General features: G+C 68.9%; 21 protein-coding genes. 4 read left to right on the top strand and 17 right to left on the bottom strand.

Features of this window, described 5'->3' with window-relative positions:
* Window positions 1–120: 120 nt before the first annotated feature.
* The 3 genes from AAD528_RS14225 (at window position 121) to AAD528_RS14215 (ending at window position 4,012) form a co-directional block, all read left to right on the top strand.
* On the top strand, window positions 121–1,926 hold the full coding sequence (locus AAD528_RS14225) for a DUF4012 domain-containing protein (RefSeq protein ID WP_345752736.1): 1,806 nt from the start codon (window positions 121–123) through the stop codon (window positions 1,924–1,926).
* Between the two features lie 68 nt (window positions 1,927–1,994).
* Window positions 1,995–2,549 carry a hypothetical protein gene (locus AAD528_RS14220; RefSeq protein WP_345752735.1) on the top strand — a complete coding sequence of 185 codons (555 nt, stop codon included), beginning with the start codon at window positions 1,995–1,997 and terminating at the stop codon, window positions 2,547–2,549.
* 155 nt (window positions 2,550–2,704) lie between these two features.
* A complete protein-coding gene (locus AAD528_RS14215; RefSeq protein ID WP_345752734.1) occupies window positions 2,705–4,012 on the top strand; it encodes an HNH endonuclease signature motif containing protein in 1,308 nt (435 codons plus the stop codon).
* A gap of 25 nt (window positions 4,013–4,037) precedes the next feature.
* Here AAD528_RS14215 and AAD528_RS14210 read toward each other — a convergent pair whose 3' ends face one another.
* Complete coding sequence (locus tag AAD528_RS14210; RefSeq protein ID WP_345752733.1) at window positions 4,038–6,149, bottom strand: acyltransferase family protein; 2,112 nt, start codon at window positions 6,147–6,149, stop codon at window positions 4,038–4,040.
* Window positions 6,146–7,165 (bottom strand): glycosyltransferase, encoded by a 1,020-nt coding sequence (locus AAD528_RS14205; protein ID WP_345752732.1) that lies wholly within the window; start codon window positions 7,163–7,165, stop codon window positions 6,146–6,148. The genes AAD528_RS14210 and AAD528_RS14205 overlap by 4 nt, the downstream gene beginning before the upstream one ends.
* A 136-nt stretch (window positions 7,166–7,301) precedes the next feature.
* Here AAD528_RS14205 and AAD528_RS14200 point away from each other — a divergent pair, with 136 nt between their 5' ends.
* On the top strand, window positions 7,302–8,081 hold the full coding sequence (locus AAD528_RS14200; RefSeq protein ID WP_345752731.1) for a polysaccharide pyruvyl transferase family protein: 780 nt from the start codon (window positions 7,302–7,304) through the stop codon (window positions 8,079–8,081).
* Window positions 8,082–8,132: 51 nt separating this feature from the next.
* On the opposite strand, the gene AAD528_RS14195 is transcribed toward AAD528_RS14200, so the two are convergent.
* From AAD528_RS14195 to AAD528_RS14125, 15 genes are all read right to left on the bottom strand, one after another.
* Window positions 8,133–9,578 (bottom strand): lipopolysaccharide biosynthesis protein, encoded by a 1,446-nt coding sequence (locus AAD528_RS14195; RefSeq protein ID WP_345752730.1) that lies wholly within the window; start codon window positions 9,576–9,578, stop codon window positions 8,133–8,135.
* A gap of 46 nt (window positions 9,579–9,624) precedes the next feature.
* Window positions 9,625–10,515: a hypothetical protein gene (locus AAD528_RS14190; protein ID WP_345752729.1), complete on the bottom strand. Its 891-nt coding sequence runs from the start codon at window positions 10,513–10,515 to the stop codon at window positions 9,625–9,627.
* Entirely contained in the window at window positions 10,515–11,618 is a 1,104-nt protein-coding gene (locus tag AAD528_RS14185) for a polysaccharide pyruvyl transferase family protein (protein ID WP_345752728.1), read from the bottom strand. Before AAD528_RS14185 ends, AAD528_RS14190 begins: the two co-directional genes overlap by 1 nt.
* A gap of 40 nt (window positions 11,619–11,658) precedes the next feature.
* Window positions 11,659–12,408 (bottom strand): endonuclease/exonuclease/phosphatase family protein, encoded by a 750-nt coding sequence (locus AAD528_RS14180; protein ID WP_345752727.1) that lies wholly within the window; start codon window positions 12,406–12,408, stop codon window positions 11,659–11,661.
* Window positions 12,409–12,461: 53 nt separating this feature from the next.
* Window positions 12,462–14,507, bottom strand: coding sequence for an acyltransferase family protein (locus AAD528_RS14175; RefSeq protein WP_345752726.1), 2,046 nt, complete (start codon window positions 14,505–14,507; stop codon window positions 12,462–12,464).
* Between the two features lie 28 nt (window positions 14,508–14,535).
* Entirely contained in the window at window positions 14,536–15,390 is an 855-nt protein-coding gene (gene truA / locus AAD528_RS14170) for a tRNA pseudouridine(38-40) synthase TruA (RefSeq protein ID WP_345752725.1), read from the bottom strand.
* 36 nt (window positions 15,391–15,426) lie between these two features.
* Window positions 15,427–16,119 (bottom strand): 5'-methylthioadenosine/S-adenosylhomocysteine nucleosidase, encoded by a 693-nt coding sequence (gene mtnN, locus AAD528_RS14165; protein ID WP_345752724.1) that lies wholly within the window; start codon window positions 16,117–16,119, stop codon window positions 15,427–15,429.
* Window positions 16,116–16,586: an S-ribosylhomocysteine lyase gene (locus AAD528_RS14160; protein WP_345752723.1), complete on the bottom strand. Its 471-nt coding sequence runs from the start codon at window positions 16,584–16,586 to the stop codon at window positions 16,116–16,118. The genes mtnN and AAD528_RS14160 overlap by 4 nt, the downstream gene beginning before the upstream one ends.
* Before the next feature lie 160 nt (window positions 16,587–16,746).
* Window positions 16,747–17,295 (bottom strand): 50S ribosomal protein L17, encoded by a 549-nt coding sequence (gene rplQ / locus AAD528_RS14155; protein ID WP_345752722.1) that lies wholly within the window; start codon window positions 17,293–17,295, stop codon window positions 16,747–16,749.
* A 36-nt stretch (window positions 17,296–17,331) separates the two neighbouring features.
* Window positions 17,332–18,321, bottom strand: coding sequence for a DNA-directed RNA polymerase subunit alpha (locus tag AAD528_RS14150; protein ID WP_345752721.1), 990 nt, complete (start codon window positions 18,319–18,321; stop codon window positions 17,332–17,334).
* Window positions 18,322–18,469: 148 nt separating this feature from the next.
* A complete protein-coding gene (gene rpsK, locus AAD528_RS14145; RefSeq protein WP_135114761.1) occupies window positions 18,470–18,868 on the bottom strand; it encodes a 30S ribosomal protein S11 in 399 nt (132 codons plus the stop codon).
* Between the two features lie 22 nt (window positions 18,869–18,890).
* Window positions 18,891–19,265 (bottom strand): 30S ribosomal protein S13, encoded by a 375-nt coding sequence (rpsM, locus tag AAD528_RS14140; protein ID WP_345752720.1) that lies wholly within the window; start codon window positions 19,263–19,265, stop codon window positions 18,891–18,893.
* Between the two features lie 115 nt (window positions 19,266–19,380).
* Complete coding sequence (gene rpmJ, locus AAD528_RS14135; protein ID WP_005050492.1) at window positions 19,381–19,497, bottom strand: 50S ribosomal protein L36; 117 nt, start codon at window positions 19,495–19,497, stop codon at window positions 19,381–19,383.
* Window positions 19,498–19,573: 76 nt separating this feature from the next.
* Complete coding sequence (infA, locus tag AAD528_RS14130; RefSeq protein WP_055992200.1) at window positions 19,574–19,795, bottom strand: translation initiation factor IF-1; 222 nt, start codon at window positions 19,793–19,795, stop codon at window positions 19,574–19,576.
* Between the two features lie 166 nt (window positions 19,796–19,961).
* Complete coding sequence (locus AAD528_RS14125) at window positions 19,962–20,648, bottom strand: DsbA family protein (RefSeq protein ID WP_345752719.1); 687 nt, start codon at window positions 20,646–20,648, stop codon at window positions 19,962–19,964.
* Window positions 20,649–20,665: the final 17 nt, after the last annotated feature.

The raw sequence follows: 20,665 nt of genomic DNA, 5'->3' as shown, positions 1-20,665 counted from the left end.
GAAGCGTGTGGACTAGGGACAGAACGCGCGGATTGCCACGGCTAGTAGTCATCGAGGCAGAGGCGCTAATTCGCTAGAACGTGCAATCTTGCTCAGAGTTGGAAGCGGTATCCTGTTCGAATGACGCTCGGCCAGACGTCGGCCTCTGGTCCGAGAACTCATAGTCTCTTGCCCTTCGCGTTCTGCACCGTTCTCGGCTTGTTGTTGATCGCGGTCATATGGGTCGGCATCCGCGGGGCGATCGCGGAGTGGCACATTGAGAAGGCTCGTACCCTCGCTTCTCAGATCGAGCCCGAACTCATCAACGCGCCGTCCATCGCATCATCAACGGTGGATGAGTTGGCGGACAACACCGAGGAGGCCCGCCTCCTCACGAGCGATCCCGTCTGGCGCGCGTTCGAGATCCTGCCGTGGGTGGGTCCTCAGCTGCGCGCCGCGTCCACCCTCGCCTTGAGCCTCGACGATGTCGTGGACGACAGCGTGACGCCGCTGCTCGGACAACTCGGTGGGCTCGATCCCTCATCGCTCGCTCCCTCGAGCGGCGCGATCGACCTGGCACCACTCGTCGAAGCGCGCGACGTCTCCGCTCAAGCCGCGACGCGCGCTCGCGATGCGGCCGACCGCGCCGCGGCGATCGACACCGCTCCGCTCCTTGGCGCGCTCCGCGGACCCGTCGAGCAGGGTGTCGCACAGCTCGACGAGTTGGCCGGCGCGCTCGAAGCGCTGCGCAATGCGACGGTCCTCGTGCCCGCCATGCTCGGCGCCGACGGCCCCCGCGACTACCTCCTGATGTTCCAGAACAACGCCGAGTGGCGCTCGCTCGGGGGCATCGCCGGCACCTTCGCCGTGCTGCACACCGACGGCGGCCGCATCCAGCTCGGCGCGCAGGCGTCCTCCACGGCGTTCGAGAACCGCGCCGAGCCGATCGTGCCGCTCGATCCCGAGATCCTCGCGGTGTTCGGCGATCACCCCGGACGCTGGGTGCAGAACACGACCGAGATCGCCGACTTCCGCGCCGGAGCCCCGCTCGCCGCCGAATTCTGGAAGGCGGCAGGTGGAGGCGACGTGGACGGCGTCATCTCGCTCGATCCCGTCGCGCTCTCCTATCTGCTCAACGCGACCGGACCGGTGACGCTGCCCTCCGGCCCTACGCTCACCGCCGATAACGCGGTGCCGATGCTGCTCAACGACTCGTACCGGACGATCACCGACCCCGTCGCGCAGGACGTCTTCTTCTCCGAAGCGACGGTCGCGATCTTCGACGCCCTCACCAACGGCTCGCCCGATCCCGGCGCCCTGCTGCAGGGACTCGGCCGCGCAGGATCCGAGAACCGCCTGCTGCTGTGGAGCGCGCACGAGGAAGAGCAGGCGGTGCTCGACGGCTCGACGCTGCAGGGCACCCTGCCTGCGAGCGACGCTGAATCCACGCCCATCGGCGTGTACGTGAATGACAGCACCGGATCGAAGCTCAGCTATTACATGAGTCTCGGCACAACGGCGCAATGGTGTAATGCGACGCAATCCGGAAACACGGCCACCGCATCCGTGCGGGTCGAATTGCAAAGCGGTATTCCGGATGAACTGGCTTCGCTGCCGGATTACATGCTGGCGCGCGATCCGCAGAATCCGGGTCAGAACGTCGGCGGGACGCCGATCGGCGTGCAGCGCACGATCACCTACGTCTACCTGCCCGAGGGCGCCCAGTACGCGGGAAGTCAGGCGTCGACCGGCGAGGCGACGTTCGTCGGCACGCACGAGGGCCGGCAGGTGATCTCCTGGTGGAGCGACACCCCGCCCGGCAGCACCGCGACCCTCGATGTCAGCCTTACTGCGAAACGAACAGCGGACATCCGCACGGTGACAACTCCCACGTACCGGTACCACGAGATTGCCCGAGTGGACAATTCCTGCGTTTTACCCCAATAATCATCGATGAGGCACTCTCTGCATCTCGCCTCACAAAGCTTCCTCCTCAACCAAGAAGGATCACATCCATGAAGAAGCAGTCGCTTCAGAAGTCCGCTGCGGCGCTCGTGCTCGCCGGTGCGCTCGCTGTTGCAGCGCCCGCGGCTGCCTCCGCCGCCACGCGCTACACCCCGCCCACCGATGCGCCCACGCAGACGCTGACCGTCACCGCCGGCGGCACCGTCACCGTCGCGCTCGGGGGCTTCCAGGCTGGCGAGCCTGTCACGATCTCGCTGACCGGTGAGTTCGCCCTCCAGGCGACCATCGGCTCGATCGTCCGCACCGCAGTCGAGACGCAGACCGCGTCGCTGCCGGCCGCCGCCGACGGCACGGTCTCCCCCGACATCACGCTCCCCGCCAACGCGACGGGCAGCTACACGGTCACCGCCACGGGTGCCACCAGCGGCAACGTCGCGACCGCGGTCCTGGCTCTGCCGGCCGCCGCGGGTGGCCCCGGCACCGGCCTGGCCGCCACGGGTGGTTCGGACATGACCGGCCTGTGGGTTGGCGGCGGGGCGCTGCTGCTCACCGGTGGTGCGGTCATCGCCGCGACGACGCTGCGTCGTCGCCGTCAGCAGGCCTGACACACAGCACCCCACGAAGGCCGACAGGATCCGATCCTGTCGGCCTTCGTCATGCCCGGATGCCTCGACCACAGTTTCGAATCTGATCGCGATAACTTCTCCACAGATTCGTATCTGTCTCCACTAATGTCGGTGGTCCCTGCGAGACTAGGGGTATGACAGCGAACGCGAACCCGCCGGCCCTCACGGTCGACGAAGCCGCGCGCGCGTCCGCGCTGCTGGACGAGTACGTCGAGGCCGAGCGGATCATCGCCCAGGCCCAGGCCCGCCGCTCGCTCGCGCTGTATGGCCTGGCCGAGATCGCGCAGGCCCAGGCGCGCCGCACCGACTCCGACTCGAAGTACGAGTTCACGCTGCGCTCCATGGCCGCCGAGGTAGCCTGCGCCACCCGTGTATCCGACGGCGCGATCCGCGCGCGGATGTCCGACGCCACGACCCTGGTGTCCGAGTTCCCGGCCACGTTCGCGCTCTTCCAGGAGGGGCGGATCTCCGACGCGCACGTCCGCGTCATCGTCGCCGCGGGCGAGCGGCTGGACGACGACGACGACTGCCGCGCCGAGTACGAGGCGCACGTGCTGCGCCGCGCCGAGTCGCTCACTCCGGGCGCGCTGCGCACGCTCGCTCGCGCCGTCGCCGACAGGATCGAGCCGCTGGCCCTCGTCGAGCGCAGCGCCGAGGCGATGCACGCGCGAGGCGTCAGCGTCGAATCGCTCGAGGACGGCGCGGCGATGCTCAGGTGGATCGGTTCCGCCGCCGTGATCTACGGCGCTCACGACCGGGTGACCCAAATGGCACGGCTCACCATGCGCACCGCCGACGACAGCGATGAGCGTTCCCTCGACAACGTCCGCTCCGACACGCTCGCAGACCTCGTGCTCACCGGCCACAGCACGCTCGAGCAGATCGACGCGCTCGGCGGCGAGGCACTCGACGCGATCACCGCAACCGTGCAGATCACGATCCCCGTCGACACCATCACCGGCCTCGGCGACGACTCGGCCTTCCTCTCCGGATACGGACCCATCGACCCCGAAACCGCGAAGCGCCTCGCCGGCGGATCGACCCTATGGGCGAGGCTGTTCACCGACACCGACACCGGATGCCTCCGCACGGTCGACGGCTACGTTCCCACCGCGGCGCAGAAGCGCTTCCTCGCGGCACGCGACGAGCACTGCCGCTTCCCCGGCTGCCGGCAGGCCGTCCGGCGATCCGAGATCGATCACACGCAGGCGTACTCCGAAGGCGGCGCGACGCACGTCGACAATCTCAGCCACCTCTGCCCGACCCACCATCGGCTCAAGCACAACAGCCATTGGCAGAAGAGACAGGGGCCTGACGGCCTCACCGAGTGGATCTCACCGCTGGGCCGCGTGTACAGCAACAGACCGACGCCCGTCGTGCGCTTCGAAGCGTTAGACGAGGTGGCGATGCCCGACCTCGGGCGAGAACCCGCGCCCTTCTAGCGCGACCGTCCGCCGAGGACGCGGGTCAGAGTCCCGCGTCGCGCAGCGCGTCGCTGAGCAGCGGCCCGAGCGCGCGCCCCTCTGCATCCGTCAGGTGCGAGACGTCCATCCGGATGACGTGCTCGCCCGCGAATGCCGGGCACCGCCCGTCGGCGCAGAACCAGTCGAGCGTGTCGACGTAGACCACCCCGGATGACGCCGCCACCGCGGCGCGATCCGCCTCGGCCTTCGCGAGATACGTGTCCGACACCGGAGCCGCGCACGCCGCCGGGCCGCCGACCCGCACCGGGCACTCCAGCATGTTGCCCGCGCGCGGCGGATCGCCCAGCACCACGACCTGCGGCGCATCCGGCAGCGCGGCCAGCTGGCTCAGCGTGCGCTCCACGCCTGCCTGCCACTTCGCCTTCGCCTCGGCGAGCGGCAGTTCGGTGAACTCGAGCGAGATCTCCGACGCCGACAGGAAGAGGATGTCCGGCGACCGCTCTTCGATGACGTCCATCATCCGGTCTCGGCTATGTGCGCACGCCCCGCGGAAGCCAGGCTCATCCGTGTTGTTGGTGGCGCTGACATCGAACAGTGGGCAATTGGCGTAGCCGACTGCGGAGGTCACCCAGCCGACCTCATCGCCCGCCGCTTCCACGGTCGGCACCCACGACAGCGCGATCGAGTCGCCCACGACCATCGCCTCGCGGTCGCCTGCGGCCGCCGGTTCGCACACGAGCGGTGGAGCCGCGTCGAACACGTTGTTGCGACAACCGGGCGCATCGCGCAGCATCGCGTCCCCCTGCTGCGCGAGCGACAGCACCTCCAGGTCCGACGCCGGCCCCGCGGGCCAGGTGCCCGCGTCGAGAGCACTCTGCACATCGGCTGCCCGCTGAACGGGATCCGACACGGTCTCCCGCGTCTCGATGCGCTGGTTCCCGATCCGATCGGCCAGATCCGCCCCGGACCGGACCCACGCCGGTCCCTTCAGCTGAGCGACAGACAGCGCGCCGATCGCGACCAGCACCGCGAGCCCGAACAGCACGTCGCGCACGACGAAGCGCCGTGGGTTCCACGCCTTCGCGGCCCGTCGCAGGAACCCGCCGCGCATCACCGGCTGCTCGACGAAGCGACGCGACAGCTCCGAGAGCGCCAGCATCACCGGGATCGCGGCGACCGCGACCCAGACGGAGTCGCCGAACAGCGCCACCCCGAAGATCAGCACGGGGAAGTGCCACAGGTACAGGCTGTACGACACGTCGCCGAGCCACTGTGACACCGGGTTTCCCAGCAGCCCACGCCGCGCGGTGGGCGCGCCCGCCCAGATGACGAACGCCGAGCCCACCACGGCGGGGATGACGCCCGGGAACGGCACGCTCGACTCGGGGGTGAGGACGACCGCTGAGCCGATGATCAGCACGAGACCGAGGATCGACACCCCGCGCCGTGCCCACGGCCCGAAGGCGACCCGTCCGAGCCGCTCGGGCCCGCTTCCGACGCAGGCGATCAGCGCGCCGAGCAGCAGTTCCCACACACGCCCCCACGTCTCGAAGTACGCCGCGCTCGGATCCCTCACCGTGCGGTACGCCGCGATCGCGAGCCCCAGGGCGATCGCGAGGACGATCACGACGACGAGCAGCCGACGCCGCGCCTTCAGGATCACGAACAGCGCGAACAGCAGGAGCGGCCAGACCGCGTAGAACTGTTCCTCGATCGACAGGGACCAGTAGTGCTGCACGGGCGAGACGGGGCCCTCGGCCTGCAGGTAGTCGGTGCCGAGCTCGGCGAAGTGCCAGTTAGAGACGAAGAACAGGGCGCTCAGCGCGTCGAGCGTGACCTGCAGCGCGCGCGGCGCGAACCACACGATCCACGCGCCGACGGTGGTCACGGCGAGCACCAGCGCCGCCGCGGGGACGATCCGGCGAGCGCGGCGGGCGTAGAAGGCGCGCAGCGAGACAGACCCCGTCTGGTCGAGTTCGCGCAGCAGAAGGCCGGTGATGAGGAAGCCCGAGATCACGTAGAACACGTCCACGCCGACGAACCCGCCGGCGGGAACGTGGAACGCGTGGTCGAGCACGACGAGCACCACCGCCACGGCGCGCAGACCCTGGATGTCGTACCGGAAGCCCTCGCGATGCAGTGCGGGTGCGCTCATCGGGCGAGCTCCGCAGCGCGCCCGTACGCCGCGGTCATCTCACCGGCGAGCACGCCCCAGTCGCGCGAGCGCATGTCGACCTCGGTCGATCGCGGGGCCGCGCGCAGCGCCGCGATGCTGTCGCGCAGCGTCTCGGCTGTGAGCTCGCCCGTGAAGCGGTGCACCCACTCGTCGCCGAACTCCTCCGCGAGCAGGCGCGTGGCCGCGGCGTCGCGCAGGATGACCGGACGATTGAGCGACAGCGCGAGCAGTGCGACGCCCGAGTTGTGGATCTCGCGATACGGCAGGATCACGACCTCCGCCTCCGCGATCTCCTGCGCGAGCACGTCGTCCGGCACGTATCGCAGATCGAGCGCGATCCTGTCGTCCTCGCCGCGCAGGTCCTCGAGCCGCGTCACCGTCTCGGCCGAATCGGGCCGCCCGCACACATGCAGGCTCCACTCCGCGCCGTCTAGGTCGCGGAACGCGCTCACCAGATCGTCGACGCCCTTGTACGCGCGGATCAGCCCGAAGGTCAGCAGCCGCCCGGCGACCTGCTGCCCGGGCTGGGGCATCGGGTACCAGTCGCGATAGTGGCCATGCTGGATCAGCACCTTGCGCGACTCGGGCACGGGCGTGGCGTCGTTCAGCACGAACCACAGCGTCGTGTGCCGGTCGAGGTAGGCCAGCACGCGGCGCTCAGCCCACGTGCCCTGCTCGTGCGGCCTGAGGTTGTGCGCGGTGCGGACGATCGCCTTGCGCTGCACGCGGATCCTGAGCAGGAAGACGAACAGCAGGATCGCCTTCAGGGTGCGCACAGCGGGGCGCGCGTGCCGCGTGAAGTGCTCGGGCCAGTGCACGTGCAGCACGTCGAAATCGTCGGTGAGCATGCCCTTCCAGCGGAAGTAGCGCGTGCGCACCCGCGACGGGTCGAGAGCCCGGACCAGCAGCGTCGTGTACGGGTTGAACGACTTCGGCCCGACCGCGGGGTCGACGAGCAGCTGCATGACCGTGATCGGCGCGCCGTGTCGGCTCATCCGTGTGCGTCCCCCTCCGGATGTCCCGAGTGCAACATCCAGCCCCCAGCCTACGGCGGTGCCCTGCGCGCGCCCGGGTGCGGCGAGCCGCCGCGCGCGCGTGTGGTGGGATGGAGGCGAACGGAAGGAGCCCGACATGGCTGTGGAGGTCGTCCACTGGAACCCCGAGAAGCCCGTCTTCTCGGGTCCGATCGGGCGTCGGCTGCCCTTCAAGCGTCCGGTCGACAACTTCGGCGACCTGCTCGGACCGATGCTGGTCAAGCGCATCCTGTCCGACGCCGGCATCGACGCCGCGACGGGCGCCGACCACCGCCTGCTGACCGTCGGGTCGATCCTGCACTTCGCCCAGCCGGGGGACGTGGTGTGGGGCTCGGGCATCAACGGCAAGAAGCGCACCGTGCCCGACGGGCTCACGCTTGACGTCCGCGCCGTGCGCGGCCCCGTGACGCGACGCGTGCTCACGGAAGCCGGGTTCGACGTGCCCGAGGTCTACGGCGACCCGGGCCTGCTGTGGGCGCGCTTCTGGCCCCGCGAGCACTACGTCGACGGCCCGCGTCAGGAGGTCGGCCTGGTGCCGAACCTGCACGACTGGAAGCATTACGCCGACGACCCCCGCGCCATCAACCCGCAGGGCCCGGTGCACGACGTCATCGGCCGGATCGCGCGTTGCGACTTCGTCGTGGCGACGTCGCTGCACGGCATCGTGATCGCCGAGTCATTCGGCATCCCCGCGCGGCTGCTGCCGCCTATGACCGAGCCGATGCACAAGTACTTCGACTACTACCGCGGCACGGGGCGCGACGGAGTGCGGATCGCCGCGACCATCGACGAGGCCATCGAGCTGGGCGGCGAGCTTGCCCCGCTGTGGGACGCCGACGCGCTGCTCGCGGCGTTCCCGTTCGACCTGTGGCGCTGAACCGGCTCCGGGGCCGCGCTGAGCAGCTGCTGTCGACTTCGTGTTGCCGTGTCAGCGTCGGCGCACGCGACGTATCACGCCAGCCACGAGCGGGCGCAGCACCGCGCGGTTCTCATCCCCGGCGATCCACCAGACGAGCAACGCATACGAAGCCAAGGCTATGACTCCCAACGGGAGCGCGAACGTGAGCGGTGCCCATGGGCCGCGCGCCCAGTCCGTCAGCTGCAGCAGACCGATGACGCCCGCCGCGGGCACGATCGCGACGATCGCCCGCCCGATCTGCAACAGATAGCGCCCGACATCGAGCTGAACCGCGCGCCGCATTACCCACAGCCGCACCGGCCACACGAAGACCCGCGCCCACCGCGAGATCACGACCCCCACGATTCCGAGCGGCAGCAGGGCGAACACCAGGATCACTCCGACGACGTTCTGCAGCGCGGACAGCCAGAACGCCGACTTCGCCTTGCCTCGCGCCAGCAGCACGGTGCGATCGAAGTACATGACTGCCGCGAGAGCCCAACCGGCGGCGAGGCCCCACAGAATCGGAATCGACGGCTCCCAGCCGCGACCGAAGACGAGCGGGATGATCTGGGGCGCGAGAACCGCGGTCAGGGCGAAGACCGGCACGCCGATGACACCGGCCGCGAAAGTCATCTGCCGGAAGATCCGGTTCAATCGCGGCAGGTCATCCTGCACTCGTGCGAACGTCGTCAGGGACACCCGCGAGATGACCGTCGTCACCAGCTCCATCAGAATTGTGCCGAGCCGCTGCGCCAGGTAGTAGTAGCCGAGGATCTCGGCGTTGAAGAACGCGCCGATCACCAGCTTGTCCAGGTTGCCCTGGATCGCATCGAGCAATTCGGTGCCCATGATGCTCAGGCCGATCGGCCAGATGCGCCGCAGCGACTCGAACGAGAACTCGAACTTCGGGCGCCAGGTCGTCGTCGCCCACAAGACGACCACCGAGACCAGCGCCACGCCCATCGTCTGCGTGACCAGCGCCCATACGCCGTAGCCCAGCAATGCGACCGGAATCGCCGCCAGCGCCCCGGCGGTCGCTGCGATCAACTGGCGCACCGACAGAATCTTGAAGTCGAAGGTGCGCTCGAGGATGGCCGCCGGCGTCTGTGAGAGCGCGGTGAGGGGCAGTGACAGTCCCAGCACGCGCAGCACGTCGGTCAGGGCAGGAGTGTCGAGCCACAGGGCGAACACGGGCGCGAGCAGGTACAACGCCGCGTAAACCACCACAGCAAGGGACGTCGAGGTCCAGAATGCCGTGGAGGCGTCCTTCGGCTTCAATTCCTTGAGCTGAATGAGCGACTTGGAGAATCCCGAGTCGACCATCACACGCAACACGGCGATGATCGAGGTCGCCAGCGAGATCAGGCCGAAGTCCTCGGGGGCGACCAGCCGCGCGAGCACGGCGAACACGAGCAGCTGCAGCAGCCGTGAGCCCCATCGCTCCGCGAACACCCAGCCGATCGAACGGGTCACATTCCGGCGAAGGTCGTCGGGACCTCCCGCATCTGTGGACATCCGGTCAGCTCCGCGCGGACGGCAGCAGACGCCGGGCACGGGCACCGACGCCCTTGACGACGCGCCGAACGAAGCTGGACGTCGATTGTGCGAGCGCTATCGGCCCGACGCTCGCCCACAGCGTCGCGACCGCGCCCCGTCGCGGTTGGATCGCAAACATTTCCGCAAGCCGCCGATCCCAGGGCCGCACAATGCCCGGCAGCGCCTTGCCCGAGTGGTTCTCCCCGGTATCGACGTGGTACACCGCCCCGCGGAAAGGCAGTGGTGTGAGCACACGCCCGCGATCTCTATGCCATTGCACGGCGTTGCGGTGCGCCCCCATGATGTTCGGCAGCACCTCCCCGAAGCCATCGACGATCTCTTGCTGCGTCGCTGTCACGGAGAGCCCCTCGGGCACTCTGTATGCATCAAACGGAATGATGTATGACGTCCCGCACGTACGATTGAACCCGTCCTGCCGGCGGTAGCCGTTGCGCGCGCGGGAGTAGATCCAACCTTTGTCGATCACCCAGCCGGGAGCGCCGACCTCGCGGCGGACGAACTGAACAAGGTCGCGGTGCACGAAGTCATCCGCGTCGAAGATCATGACGTGCGACGGATGGTGTGCACGGGCAGCAAGCAGTCCGATCCCGATCTTCGTGCCCTTGTCTCGCACGAACCCGTCCCGGTCAGCGTGTAGGCCGTTCGTCGCGGCTGGCGGCGCGAAATCGACCGGTACGAAGTGCGTGCGCGGCGGCAGGATGAACGACGGCTCCCGGTTGCCCACGACGATCACGACGTAGTCGTCGCTCGACTGCTGGCTGATAGAGGCGAGCGTCTCCGCGAGAAGGCTCTCGATCCTGGGGTAGTCCGCCGCATTGTCCGGATGGCGGAGGCTCGTGATGAACGCCAGCATCAGCCCTCCACGATCGAATACACGCGCGACCTGGCCTCATCGAGGTCGGTGACGTAGCTGGCTGTCGAGAAGACCCCGGTGTAGTCGTCGAATACCGCACCGAGCTTGCGGTAATTGTTGTCGAGCATCACGTGTCCGATCCCGAGCAGCAACGCGAGCACGTGCGCGTGCAACCGGTCGACGACCACGGCGCGGGCCGATGCATACAGCACGACCGCGGATTCGACGTTCGACCTGTTGACGACGAGGATCGCGCGCTGGACAAGTGCTTGCGGCAGCGTCGGCGTCTTGACGGGCAGCCTCCGGCGCGCCGCGACGAGACGACGTTGCACCTTCAGGACCGCGCGAGCGAGGCGCCATCCCAGCGGATCGGCGCGGTGCAGACCCCAGTCGGTCACGTGCAGCGGGTACGGCGCGATCCAGTCGCCCGCCACCCTGCTCAACCCGGACGCCGACTCGCGGTCGGCGCGCGCGATCACGAGCACCTCGCTCGGGCTGCGGCGCACTCCCTCGGAGAACCTGGCATCGTAACCAAGCGCCATATCCGGGCAGTAAGTGCGTGAGATGGCGGGGAGAAGCTTCGCCGCCCGCTCCATCGAGAGGTTGTCTCGAATCAGCAGGTGGAAGTCGGGGTGCTGCCCGATGATCCGGTTGGCGGTCGCCGCGCGCTCCGCATCCGCGAAGAAGATCGACTGCGACAACTGCACCATGCGATAGTCCGTGAGCTCGGCAGCGACCTTCTCGCGGTGTTCCTGATGGCCGATCCAGAGGTCCCCGAAGTTGCCCCCGCCGTGCAGCAGCACGATACCGTCGCGGGGAAGCCGACGCCGCAGGTCCGCCGCGTCGAATCCGTTGAGATCACTCACGTACCGGATGCGCAGACCGAGCTGCTCCAGGTAGGCGAGCTCTCCCTCCCATATGAGCGAATCGCCCACATTACGCTGATTCGGCGCGTCGAGGATCGCGACATCTCGCGCCTCGCCGATGACAGCACGGAGAGCGGATCTCGTCCGCTCGCGGACCTCAGCGAGACGCTCGGCGTCGCTCCCGTTCAACACAGCGGTCGGCATCCTTTCGTCGGTCGCCCGCGCGGAGGCGGACACCCCAGCTTAGTTGACCGCTTCTTGCGCGTTCCCGACCGCGTCAGCCCGTAGCCGGCCCATCCTCGGCGACGTACTCCTCGTCGTGCGATGGGTTGCTGGCCGAGCGGAATTCCTCGTGCCCTTGCTTGTATGTCGCGGTGATCAAGATCGGCAGATGATCCGACGCACCCTGCGGCAACGTCGTGACCTTCTCGATGTCGAGACCCACGGACGTCGCGAAGTCGTAATGTCCCTTGAAGAAGCGGTACCGCGTATAGGTGCGTGAATCGCTGAGGGTGAGGTCGTAGCCCGCACGGCGCACGCGCTCGCTCAGGCGCTCCTTGAACACCGGGTAGTTGTAGTCGCCGACCATCAGAATCGGCACTCCCTCGCCCATCTTCTGCAACTCGGCCAGCGCCGTGCGGATCTGGTGCCGGCGCAGCGAGTTCAACGCGGTCAGCGGCGCGGCGTGGAACGACGCGATGATGACGTCGCGGCCGGCATCGATGTCGCGCAGGCGTGCGGCGAGCACTCGCTCGTGCGCGGGCTTGAGCACGATGTCGTGCAGCGACTTCTTGAGCTCGAGCGTGACGACGTCCTGCAGCTGGAACATGTTCTCGCGGTAGTACAGCGCCAGTCCCAGGCGGTTCTGCGACGTGGCGCGGGCCAGCGTGAGGCCTGAGATGTGCTGCGGCATGGCGGCCGTGTCGGCCTCCTGGAGGCACAGCACGTTCGCGCCCCTCGCCTCGACGAGCTCCTCCAGCTCGTGAGCGGCGGCGTGCTTGCGGAGGTTGTACGAGATGACTCTCATATTCCCCTCACCCTACGCGGCGCTCCCGGACCCGCCGTTGGGGTTGACAGTCGTCATCCGGCCTCGCTGAGGGCCTCGTCGATACGCTCCAGCATGACCGGCGCGGCAGAGCGCGCATAGGTGACGGTGAGGTGATGAGCATCGCGATACACCACGACACCGCCGGCCACCATCGGGCACCCGTCCGCGCGGCAGTAGGCGTCGGTCATATCGACGAGGCCGGCACGGGGCTCGAGGTCAGCGGCGGCCCGGATCGGGTCGGCGGGCTCCGCGGCGCGCTTCGGCGGCATGACGCACTCTGTGCCTGCTGCGGCCTCGTCTGGGTGCTGCGCGACGCAGTCCACCATGTCGTCGAGCACGGTGGGGTTGTCGGCGATGGCCACGACCTCGACTCCGGCATCGATCGCGGCGCTCCAGGCTGCCGCGCGCCTCGCCGCGGCGTCCGCCGTCTCCGCTCCCGTGGCCCGCACGGTCGTGGTGAGCACGATGTCGTAGCGAGTCAAGGCCGCGGCGAGCTTGTCGCGATATTGGGCGCATCCCTGATCTGCATCCGAGGTCGTCCAGGTGCATCCTCTTCCCACATAGGTGTTGAGCCGCCAGTTGCGCTCCAAGAGATGCGGCTTCAGTGCGGGAATCAGCGTCGCCGCGTGCGAGTCGCCCACCAGCGCTACCCGAGTTGCGTCCTTCGCCTTCGATCCGTACGCGCACGTCTTGAGATCGCCGACTGTCGGATCCTGCGTATAGCAGGCATACGCGTCGGCCGTGTCATCCTTCAGGGCTGACACGGCGGGCACCAGCTCATCGGCCGGGACCGGCTCGACGTCCGCGCACGACGGGTCGAGCAGGGCATCCGCCCCGACGCACTGCGCCGTCGGGTCGAACTTCTGGACCTCGGCGGCCGCGGCCTGGCTGTCGGCGCTCGCCGTGAGCCAGCCACCCGCCGGCACGATCACCGCCACGGCCATCGCCGCCGCCGCCGCCAGCAGCGTGACCCGCGGCGCGCGAGAAGCCAACGCCGGCGCCTTGCGTGCCGGGTCCTCGACGAACCGCTTGGTCAGGTCCGCCAGCACGATCGACAGCACGAGCACGCCGCACAGCTCCCAGAACCCGAGGTCGCGGCCCAGCACGTAGGGCAGCAGCACGATCGGCGGCCAGTGCCACAGATACACGGAGTACGACACGTCGCCGACGTACTGCACAGGACGGAACCGGGCCAGGTGCGCGAAGGAGCCGCGCGTCGTGGTGGTGCCGGCCCAGATGACCGCGGCGGTAGCGAGCACGGGCAGCAGCGCCTGCCATCCGGGGAAGGGCGTCTCGCTGCTGTAGAGCAGGCCCGTCGCGACGATGCCGATCGCACCCGCCCAGGCGATCGTCATCCGGACGCCTGCCGACGCGGCCGCCGGCGCGAACACGAGCAGCCCGCCCATGCCGAATTCCCATGCGCGCGTAGGAGTGATGAAGTACGCCGCGCTCGGCAGCACGGCGGTGAGCACGATCGACAGCGCAAGAGACGCCGTGGTGACCACGCCGAGCGTCATCAGGATCGCCCGGTGGGGCCGCGCGTGACGGCGCGCGATCCAGATCGCCAGCAGGATCAGCAGCGGCCAGACGAGATAGAACTGCTCCTCCGCCGAGAGCGACCAGTAGTGCTGCACGGGCGACGCGTTGTTCTCGGCCGCGAGGTAGTCGACGGCGTCGGCGGCGAGCAGCCAGTTCTCCACATAGAAGACCGCGCCGCCCATCTGCTTGAAGAAGTCCGACCAGAACGTCGGCGGAGCGAACAGCAGCGTGCCGACGGCGGAGACGACCACCACCAGCAGCGCCGCAGGCAGCAGGCGACGGGCCCGTCGCGCCCAGAACGCCGGCAGCGCGACGCTGCCCGTGCGCTCGACTTCGCGCAGCAGGTGCGCGGTGATGAGATAGCCCGAGATGACGAAGAACACATCGACGCCGGCGTAGCCACCGGGCAGCCGCCCGGGCCACAGATGGTAGAGCACGACGAGCATCACGGCGATCGCGCGCAGTGCCTGGATCTCCGGTCGCACGCCGGCCTGCGGCGTCGCGAACCATCGGCTCGGCCTGAGGGCGTCGGCGATCATCCAGCTCCTTGTCGTCACGCGCGCGTGATCAGTCATCGACGCCGCGCCGCTTGCGCGTCTGCTCCGCTCGGGCGGCCTGCAGCTCGTCGGCAGGGTATCCGACCTCGGTGAGAGTCAGCCCGCGCGCGGCGAGCACCTTGAACTCGCTCGTGCGGATGCGCGCATCCCGGATCGCCACCAGGTGCTCGGGGGCGAGCCTGCCCTCCCCCGCGGCGACGCACGCGCCCACGAGCGCCCGCACCATCGAGTGGCAGAAGGCGTCGGCGCGGACGTTCGCGATCAGGATGCCGTGCTCGTCGCGGTGCCAGTCGTACTCCAGCAGCGTGCGGATGGTCGTCGCCTCCGGCCGCGGCTTGCAGTACGCCGCGAAGTCGTGCAGGCCGATCAGCCGCTGCGCCGCCTCGTGCATCGCGTCGACCTCGAGGTCGGCGCGCACGGTCGTGGTGCGCAGGCGCTCGAGCGGGTCGTAGCCCGTGACGCTGTCGGCGATCCGGTAGGCATAGCGCCGCCACGTGGCCGAGAAGCGCGCGTCGAAGCCCTCCGGCGCGGTCGACGTGCGCGTCACCGCGACGTCGGCGTACTGCCCGAGCACGCCCGTGATCCGCCGGGCCAGCGGGACGACCGGATCGCCCGGGTTCGGCACGTCGCGCCGACGCTGCGTCGCGCGCGCCCACTGCTCGTCGTCGAGGTCGGCGTGGGCGACCTGCCCGGTCGCGTGCACGCCGGCATCCGTGCGCCCGGCGACCGTCAGCGGGACGGGGGATCCGATGATCCGCTCGAGCGCCCCCTCGATCGTCCCCTGGATGGTGCGCAGCCCGGGCTGGCGCGCCCAGCCGCGGAAATGCGTGCCGTCGTAGGCGATGTCGAGTCGGATCCGGGGCACGGATCCAGCCTAGTTCGGCGGGAGGGACGGTCCGGGTCAGAGCGCCGCGAGGGCGTCGACGACGAGGCGGGCCGAGCGCTCGGCGGCGTCGTCGACGTGCGTGAGGAACTCCGTGCCGTCGGGGGCGCACAGGTCGGAGACCGCGCGCACCGACACGAACCGCGTGCCGTGGTTGTGTGCGACCTGCGCGATCGCGGCCGACTCCATGTCGACCGCCAGCAGGTGCGGGAAGTCCTCGCGCAGCCGCGCGGCGAGCTCGGCCGTCACGAACGCCTCGCCCGACCCGACGGATCCCTCGCGCACCGTCAGGCCCACGCGGGCCGCGAGCAGGGCGCGACGCAGCTCCGGGTCGCCGTCGTAGGCGACGGGCATGCCGGGCACCTGACCCAGCGCGTAGCCGAAGGTCCGCGCGTCCGCGCCGACGTTGACCAGGGAGTCGCTGACGATCACGTCGCCGACCTCGACGCCCTTCGCGAGCCCCCCGGCCGATCCGGCGCTGATCAGGTGCACGTCGTCGCCGTAGCGGGCCAGCGCGCCCGCGGCGGCGTTCGCGCCGTTGACCATGCCGATCCCGGTCTGCACGAGCACGTGGGTGCGGCCGTCCACGACGATGCCGCGATGCACGGCGCGGCCGATCCGGACCGGCTCGCTCACCTCGTCCGCGCGCGCGAGGAAGGGCGCGGCCTCCTCCTCCATCGCGACGAGGACGACCGCGGAGCGTGAGGTCACGCGAACACCCGACCCCACTGCGGGCGCCGGTCCAGGAACGCGCGTGCGGCGTCCTGCGCCCCGGTGAGAGTGTGGTTGGCGCCCCAGCCGCACTGCACCTCGTTCGCCGCGGGAACCTCGGTCGCCTCGACGATGTCCTGCAGCGTGTCGGCGACGAGCGTCTCGACCTCGGCGAACTCGTGATCGCCCTGCAGGATCAGGTAGAACCCGGTCTGGCAGCCCATCGGCGAGAAGTCGATCACCCGGTCGGAGTGGTTGCGGCTCTTCTCGGCGAACAGGTGCTCGAGCGAGTGGATCGCGGGCATCTCGAGGTGCGCCACGTTGGGCTGCGCGAAGCGCACGTCGTACTTCACGATCACGTCGCCGTGCGGCAGCACCTTGCGGTCCGCGATGCGCAGGTAGGGCGCGGCCACGGCGCGGTGGTCGAGGTTGAACGACTCGACGTTCATGCGGGGCTGATCGGTCACGGTTCCAGCCTAGGCGCGAGTGCGGGAGCTGCGGGTTGGCGCCTCCGCTCGCCTGCCCGTCGGGCGAGCGAAGCGAGTCGAATCGGCGCAAGCGCGCGACGAGCGGAGACGACGGAAGGCCCCGCCGTACGGCGGGGCCTTCCATTGAGTGCGAGGGGAATTACTTCTCCTCGGCCTCCGGGGCCTCCTCGGCGGGAGCCTCGTCAGCGGCGGTCTCCTCGGCGGGAGCCTCCTCGACGACCTCGGTCTCCTCGACCTCGGCGGCCTCCTCGACGGGAGCCTCCTCGGCGGGGGTCTCCTCGACCGGTGCCGCGGCGGCGGCCGGGGCCGACTTCTTCGCCTTCGGCGTCACGGGCTCGAGGACGAGCTCGATGACGGCCATGGGGGCGTTGTCGCCCTTGCGGTTGCCGACCTTCGTGATGCGGGTGTAGCCGCCCTCACGGTCCGCGACGAGCGGTGCGATCTCGGCGAAGAGGACGTGCACGACCTCCTTGTCGCCGATGACCGAGAGCACGCTGCGACGCGCGTGCAGGTCGCCGCGCTTCGCCTTCGTGATCAGGCGCTCGGCGAGCGGACGCAGGCGCTTGGCCTTGGTCTCGGTCGTCTTGATCGACTTGTGCGTGAACAGCGCCGCGGCGAGGTTCGCGAGGATCAGGCGCTCGTGGGCGGGGCCGCCTCCGAGGCGGGGTCCCTTCGTGGGCTTAGGCATTTCTCATTACTCCAATAAGGCAGAAGGTCGGAAGGATCAGAGCGACTCGTCGTCGTAGCCGCCGTAGAAGCCGGTGCCGTCGAAGCCGGGCACCGAGTCCTTCAGCGACAGGCCGAGCGAGGTGAGCTTGTCGCGCACCTCGTCCACCGACTTCTGTCCGAAGTTGCGGATGTTCATGAGCTGCGTCTCCGAGAGGGCGACGAGCTCGCTGACCGTGTTGATTCCCTCGCGCTTGAGGCAGTTGTACGAGCGGACCGACAGGTCGAGGTCCTCGATCGGCATCGACAGCTCGTTCGAGAGCACGGTCTCGACCGGCGCGGGGCCGATCTCGATGCCCTCGGCCTCGACGTTCAGCTCGCGGGCCAGGCCGAACAGCTCGACCAGCGTGCGACCGGCCGACGCTACGGCGTCGCGTGGGTTGATCGACGGCTTGGTCTCGACGTCCAGGACGAGCTTGTCGAAGTCGGTGCGCTCACCGGCACGAGTCGCCTCGACGCGGTAGCTGACCTTCAGGACCGGCGAGTAGATCGAGTCGACCGGGATCTGGCCGGCCTCGGCGTACTCGTTGCGGTTCTGCACGGCCGAGACGTAGCCGCGGCCACGCTCGATCGTGAGCTCGAGCTCGAACTTCGCGGTGTCGTTCAGCGTCGCGATGACCAGCTCGGGGTTGTGCACCTCGACACCGGCCGGGGCCGAGATGTCGGCCGCGGTGACCTCGCCGGCGCCCGTCTTGCGCAGGTACGCCGTGATGGGCTCGTCGCGCTCGCTCGACACGACGAGCTGCTTGATGTTGAGGATGATCTCGGTGACATCCTCCTTCACACCGGGGATGGTGCTGAACTCGTGCAGCACGCCGTCGATGCGGATGCTGGTCACCGCCGCGCCGGGGATCGACGAGAGCAGGCTGCGACGCAGCGCGTTCCCGATGGTGTAGCCGAAGCCGGGCTCGAGGGGCTCGACGACGAACCGGCTGCGGAACTCCGAGATCTTCTCCTCGGTGAGGGTGGGACGCTGTGCAATGAGCACTGGTTGTTCCTTTCGATCACGTGCCCGCTATATGACACGTGCGGTGGATAGGTCTTGAGTTGTGTTCGACGGACGCGCTCGCGCGGCCGTGGGACGACGAGACGCCGGGGCGCAGGGCTCGAGGCCGTGCGCCCCGGCGGGGGTCACGTCAGACGCGGCGGCGCTTCGGCGGGCGGCAGCCGTTGTGCGCCTGCGGCGTCACGTCCTGGATCGAACCGACCTCGAGGCCAGCGGCCTGCAGCGAGCGGATCGCGGTCTCGCGACCCGAACCCGGGCCCTTCACGAAGACGTCGACCTTCTTGACGCCGTGCTCCTGCGCCTGGCGGGCGGCCGACTCCGCGGCCATGCCGGCGGCGTACGGCGTCGACTTGCGCGAGCCCTTGAAGCCCACGCCACCGGCCGAGGTCCAGCTGATGACGGCGCCGGTCGGGTCGGTGATCGACACGATCGTGTTGTTGAACGTCGACTTGATGTGGGCCTGGCCCACAGCGATGTTCTTCTTCTCCTTGCGGCGCGGCTTGCGCGCGGCGGTCTTGGGTGCAGCCATGTTCTTCTCCTAAACCCCGCGCTTAGCGCGCCTTCTTCTTACCGGCGACGGTGCGCTTGGGACCCTTGCGCGTGCGCGCGTTGGTCTTGGTGCGCTGACCGCGGACCGGGAGGCCGCGACGGTGGCGGAGGCCCTCGTACGAGCCGATCTCGACCTTGCGACGGATGTCGGCGGCGACCTCGCGACGGAGATCACCCTCGACCTTGTAGGTGCCCTCGATGTGGTCGCGGAGCGAGACGAGCTGGTCGTCGCTCAGGTCCTTGACCCGGATCTCGGGGCTGATGCCGGTGGCGGCGAGGATCTCGCTCGAGCGAGTGCGTCCAACGCCGTAGATGTACGTGAGGGCGATCACCACGCGCTTGTCGCGCGGGATGTCGACGCCGGCAAGACGTGCCATGCGAACTCTCCTGAGTGTTGTTGAGGTGTGGGACAGGATCGGTGCCCGGGCCTCACCCCGAGGTGTCCCCCGCCGGAGCGGGTTCTGATCCTGCCGTTATTCGATGTTGAGTTGTTCAGCCCTGGCGCTGCTTGTGGCGCGGGTTGCTCTTGCAGATGACCATGACGCGGCCGTGACGGCGGATCACCTTGCAGTGGTCGCAGATCGGCTTGACGCTGGGGTTGACCTTCATGATTCTTCTTTCGCTGTCTTCGTACTGCGCCGCGGGGCGCAGCCGTTACTTCTCGACCGGAGCCGAGCAGAGCGGGTCAGCGGTAGCGGTAGACGATGCGGCCGCGCGTGAGGTCGTAGGGGCTGAGCTCCACGACCACGCGGTCCTCGGGGATGATGCGGATGTAGTTCTGCCGCATCTTTCCGGAGATCGTTGCGAGGACCTTGTGACCGTTGGTGAGCTCCACGCGGAACATCGCGTTGGGGAGCGCCTCGGTGATCACACCCTCGATCTCGATGACACCGTCTTTCTTCGCCATAGACTCGCTTTGCTTGTGCAGGCCGGTCGGTCTGCGGTGAGTGGGGTTTCGGTGCCGGATGCCGATCCGGCGACACGCCGAAATCAGGCGCAAGGCACCAAAGATCTATGTTAGGCGATGCCGGGCGTGTCGGCAACTTCGGCGTGTCGCGCCAGCGCCCCGCCGCTCAACCCGCGAGGCGGCCGACGAGGTCGGCCTCGGGGTCGCCCGTGAGCTGCAGGAACTCGCCGTTGAGCAGCACGGTGGGCGTGCCGATGCCCCCCGCGCCCTCCGGGACCGGGGTCTTCTCCGTGATCATGCTGACGAACCGCGAGTGCGTGCCGTCGGTGATGCAGTCGGCCGCGCCCTCGGCGCCGGCCTGGCCGGCGAACTCGATCAGCTGCTCGTCCGTGAGCCCCGGCGTCGTCTCCTGCGGCTGATTCTCGAACAGCAGGTCGTAGAACGGCAGCACGGCGTCCTCCGACTCCTCCGCGACGCAGTACATCGCGTTCGCCGCGCGCGTGGAGTACTCGGTGCCCTGGGACTTGGCGTCGAGGATCGCGATCGGGTGGATGTCGAACGTGATGGATCCGTCGTCGATCAGCCCGCGGATCGTGTCGCCGTACACCTGGTGGAACTGGTTGCAGACCGGGCACATGAAGTCGAGGTACTCGCTGAGCACGTCATCGCCGTCGCCGATCGAGATGGCGCCGGTCTCGGCGTCGATGTTGCCCGCCTGGGGAGCGTCTCCCCCGCTCGTGGCCTGGTTGTTCATCCAGACCACGAGCACGCCGATCACGACCAGCACCACGACGACCGCGGCGGAGATCCAGATCGCGACCCAGTTCGTCCTGCCGTTGCTGCCAGCCATCATGATGCGCTCCGTGGGGT

This window comes from Microbacterium rhizophilum (assembly GCF_039605615.1).
Classification (GTDB): Bacteria; Actinomycetota; Actinomycetes; order Actinomycetales; family Microbacteriaceae; genus Microbacterium; species Microbacterium rhizophilus.
This window is presented reverse-complemented; position numbering and strand designations above follow the sequence as displayed.

Bases quoted from the DNA above. Each gene is read 5' to 3' on its own strand.
- AAD528_RS14225 (WP_345752736.1), top strand. From the start codon at position 121: ATGACGCTCGGCCAGACGTCGGCCTCTGGTCCGAGAACTCATAGTCTC.
- AAD528_RS14220 (WP_345752735.1), top strand. From the start codon at position 1,995: ATGAAGAAGCAGTCGCTTCAGAAGTCCGCTGCGGCGCTCGTGCTCGCC.
- AAD528_RS14215 (WP_345752734.1), top strand. From the start codon at position 2,705: ATGACAGCGAACGCGAACCCGCCGGCCCTCACGGTCGACGAAGCCGCG.
- AAD528_RS14210 (WP_345752733.1), bottom strand. From the start codon at position 6,149: ATGAGCGCACCCGCACTGCATCGCGAGGGCTTCCGGTACGACATCCAG.
- AAD528_RS14205 (WP_345752732.1), bottom strand. From the start codon at position 7,165: ATGAGCCGACACGGCGCGCCGATCACGGTCATGCAGCTGCTCGTCGAC.
- AAD528_RS14200 (WP_345752731.1), top strand. From the start codon at position 7,302: ATGGCTGTGGAGGTCGTCCACTGGAACCCCGAGAAGCCCGTCTTCTCG.
- AAD528_RS14190 (WP_345752729.1), bottom strand. From the start codon at position 10,515: ATGCTGGCGTTCATCACGAGCCTCCGCCATCCGGACAATGCGGCGGAC.
- AAD528_RS14180 (WP_345752727.1), bottom strand. From the start codon at position 12,408: ATGAGAGTCATCTCGTACAACCTCCGCAAGCACGCCGCCGCTCACGAG.
- AAD528_RS14175 (WP_345752726.1), bottom strand. From the start codon at position 14,507: ATGATCGCCGACGCCCTCAGGCCGAGCCGATGGTTCGCGACGCCGCAG.
- rplQ (WP_345752722.1), bottom strand. From the start codon at position 17,295: ATGCCTAAGCCCACGAAGGGACCCCGCCTCGGAGGCGGCCCCGCCCAC.
- rpsK (WP_135114761.1), bottom strand. From the start codon at position 18,868: ATGGCTGCACCCAAGACCGCCGCGCGCAAGCCGCGCCGCAAGGAGAAG.
- rpsM (WP_345752720.1), bottom strand. From the start codon at position 19,265: ATGGCACGTCTTGCCGGCGTCGACATCCCGCGCGACAAGCGCGTGGTG.
- rpmJ (WP_005050492.1), bottom strand. From the start codon at position 19,497: ATGAAGGTCAACCCCAGCGTCAAGCCGATCTGCGACCACTGCAAGGTG.
- infA (WP_055992200.1), bottom strand. From the start codon at position 19,795: ATGGCGAAGAAAGACGGTGTCATCGAGATCGAGGGTGTGATCACCGAG.
- AAD528_RS14125 (WP_345752719.1), bottom strand. From the start codon at position 20,648: ATGATGGCTGGCAGCAACGGCAGGACGAACTGGGTCGCGATCTGGATC.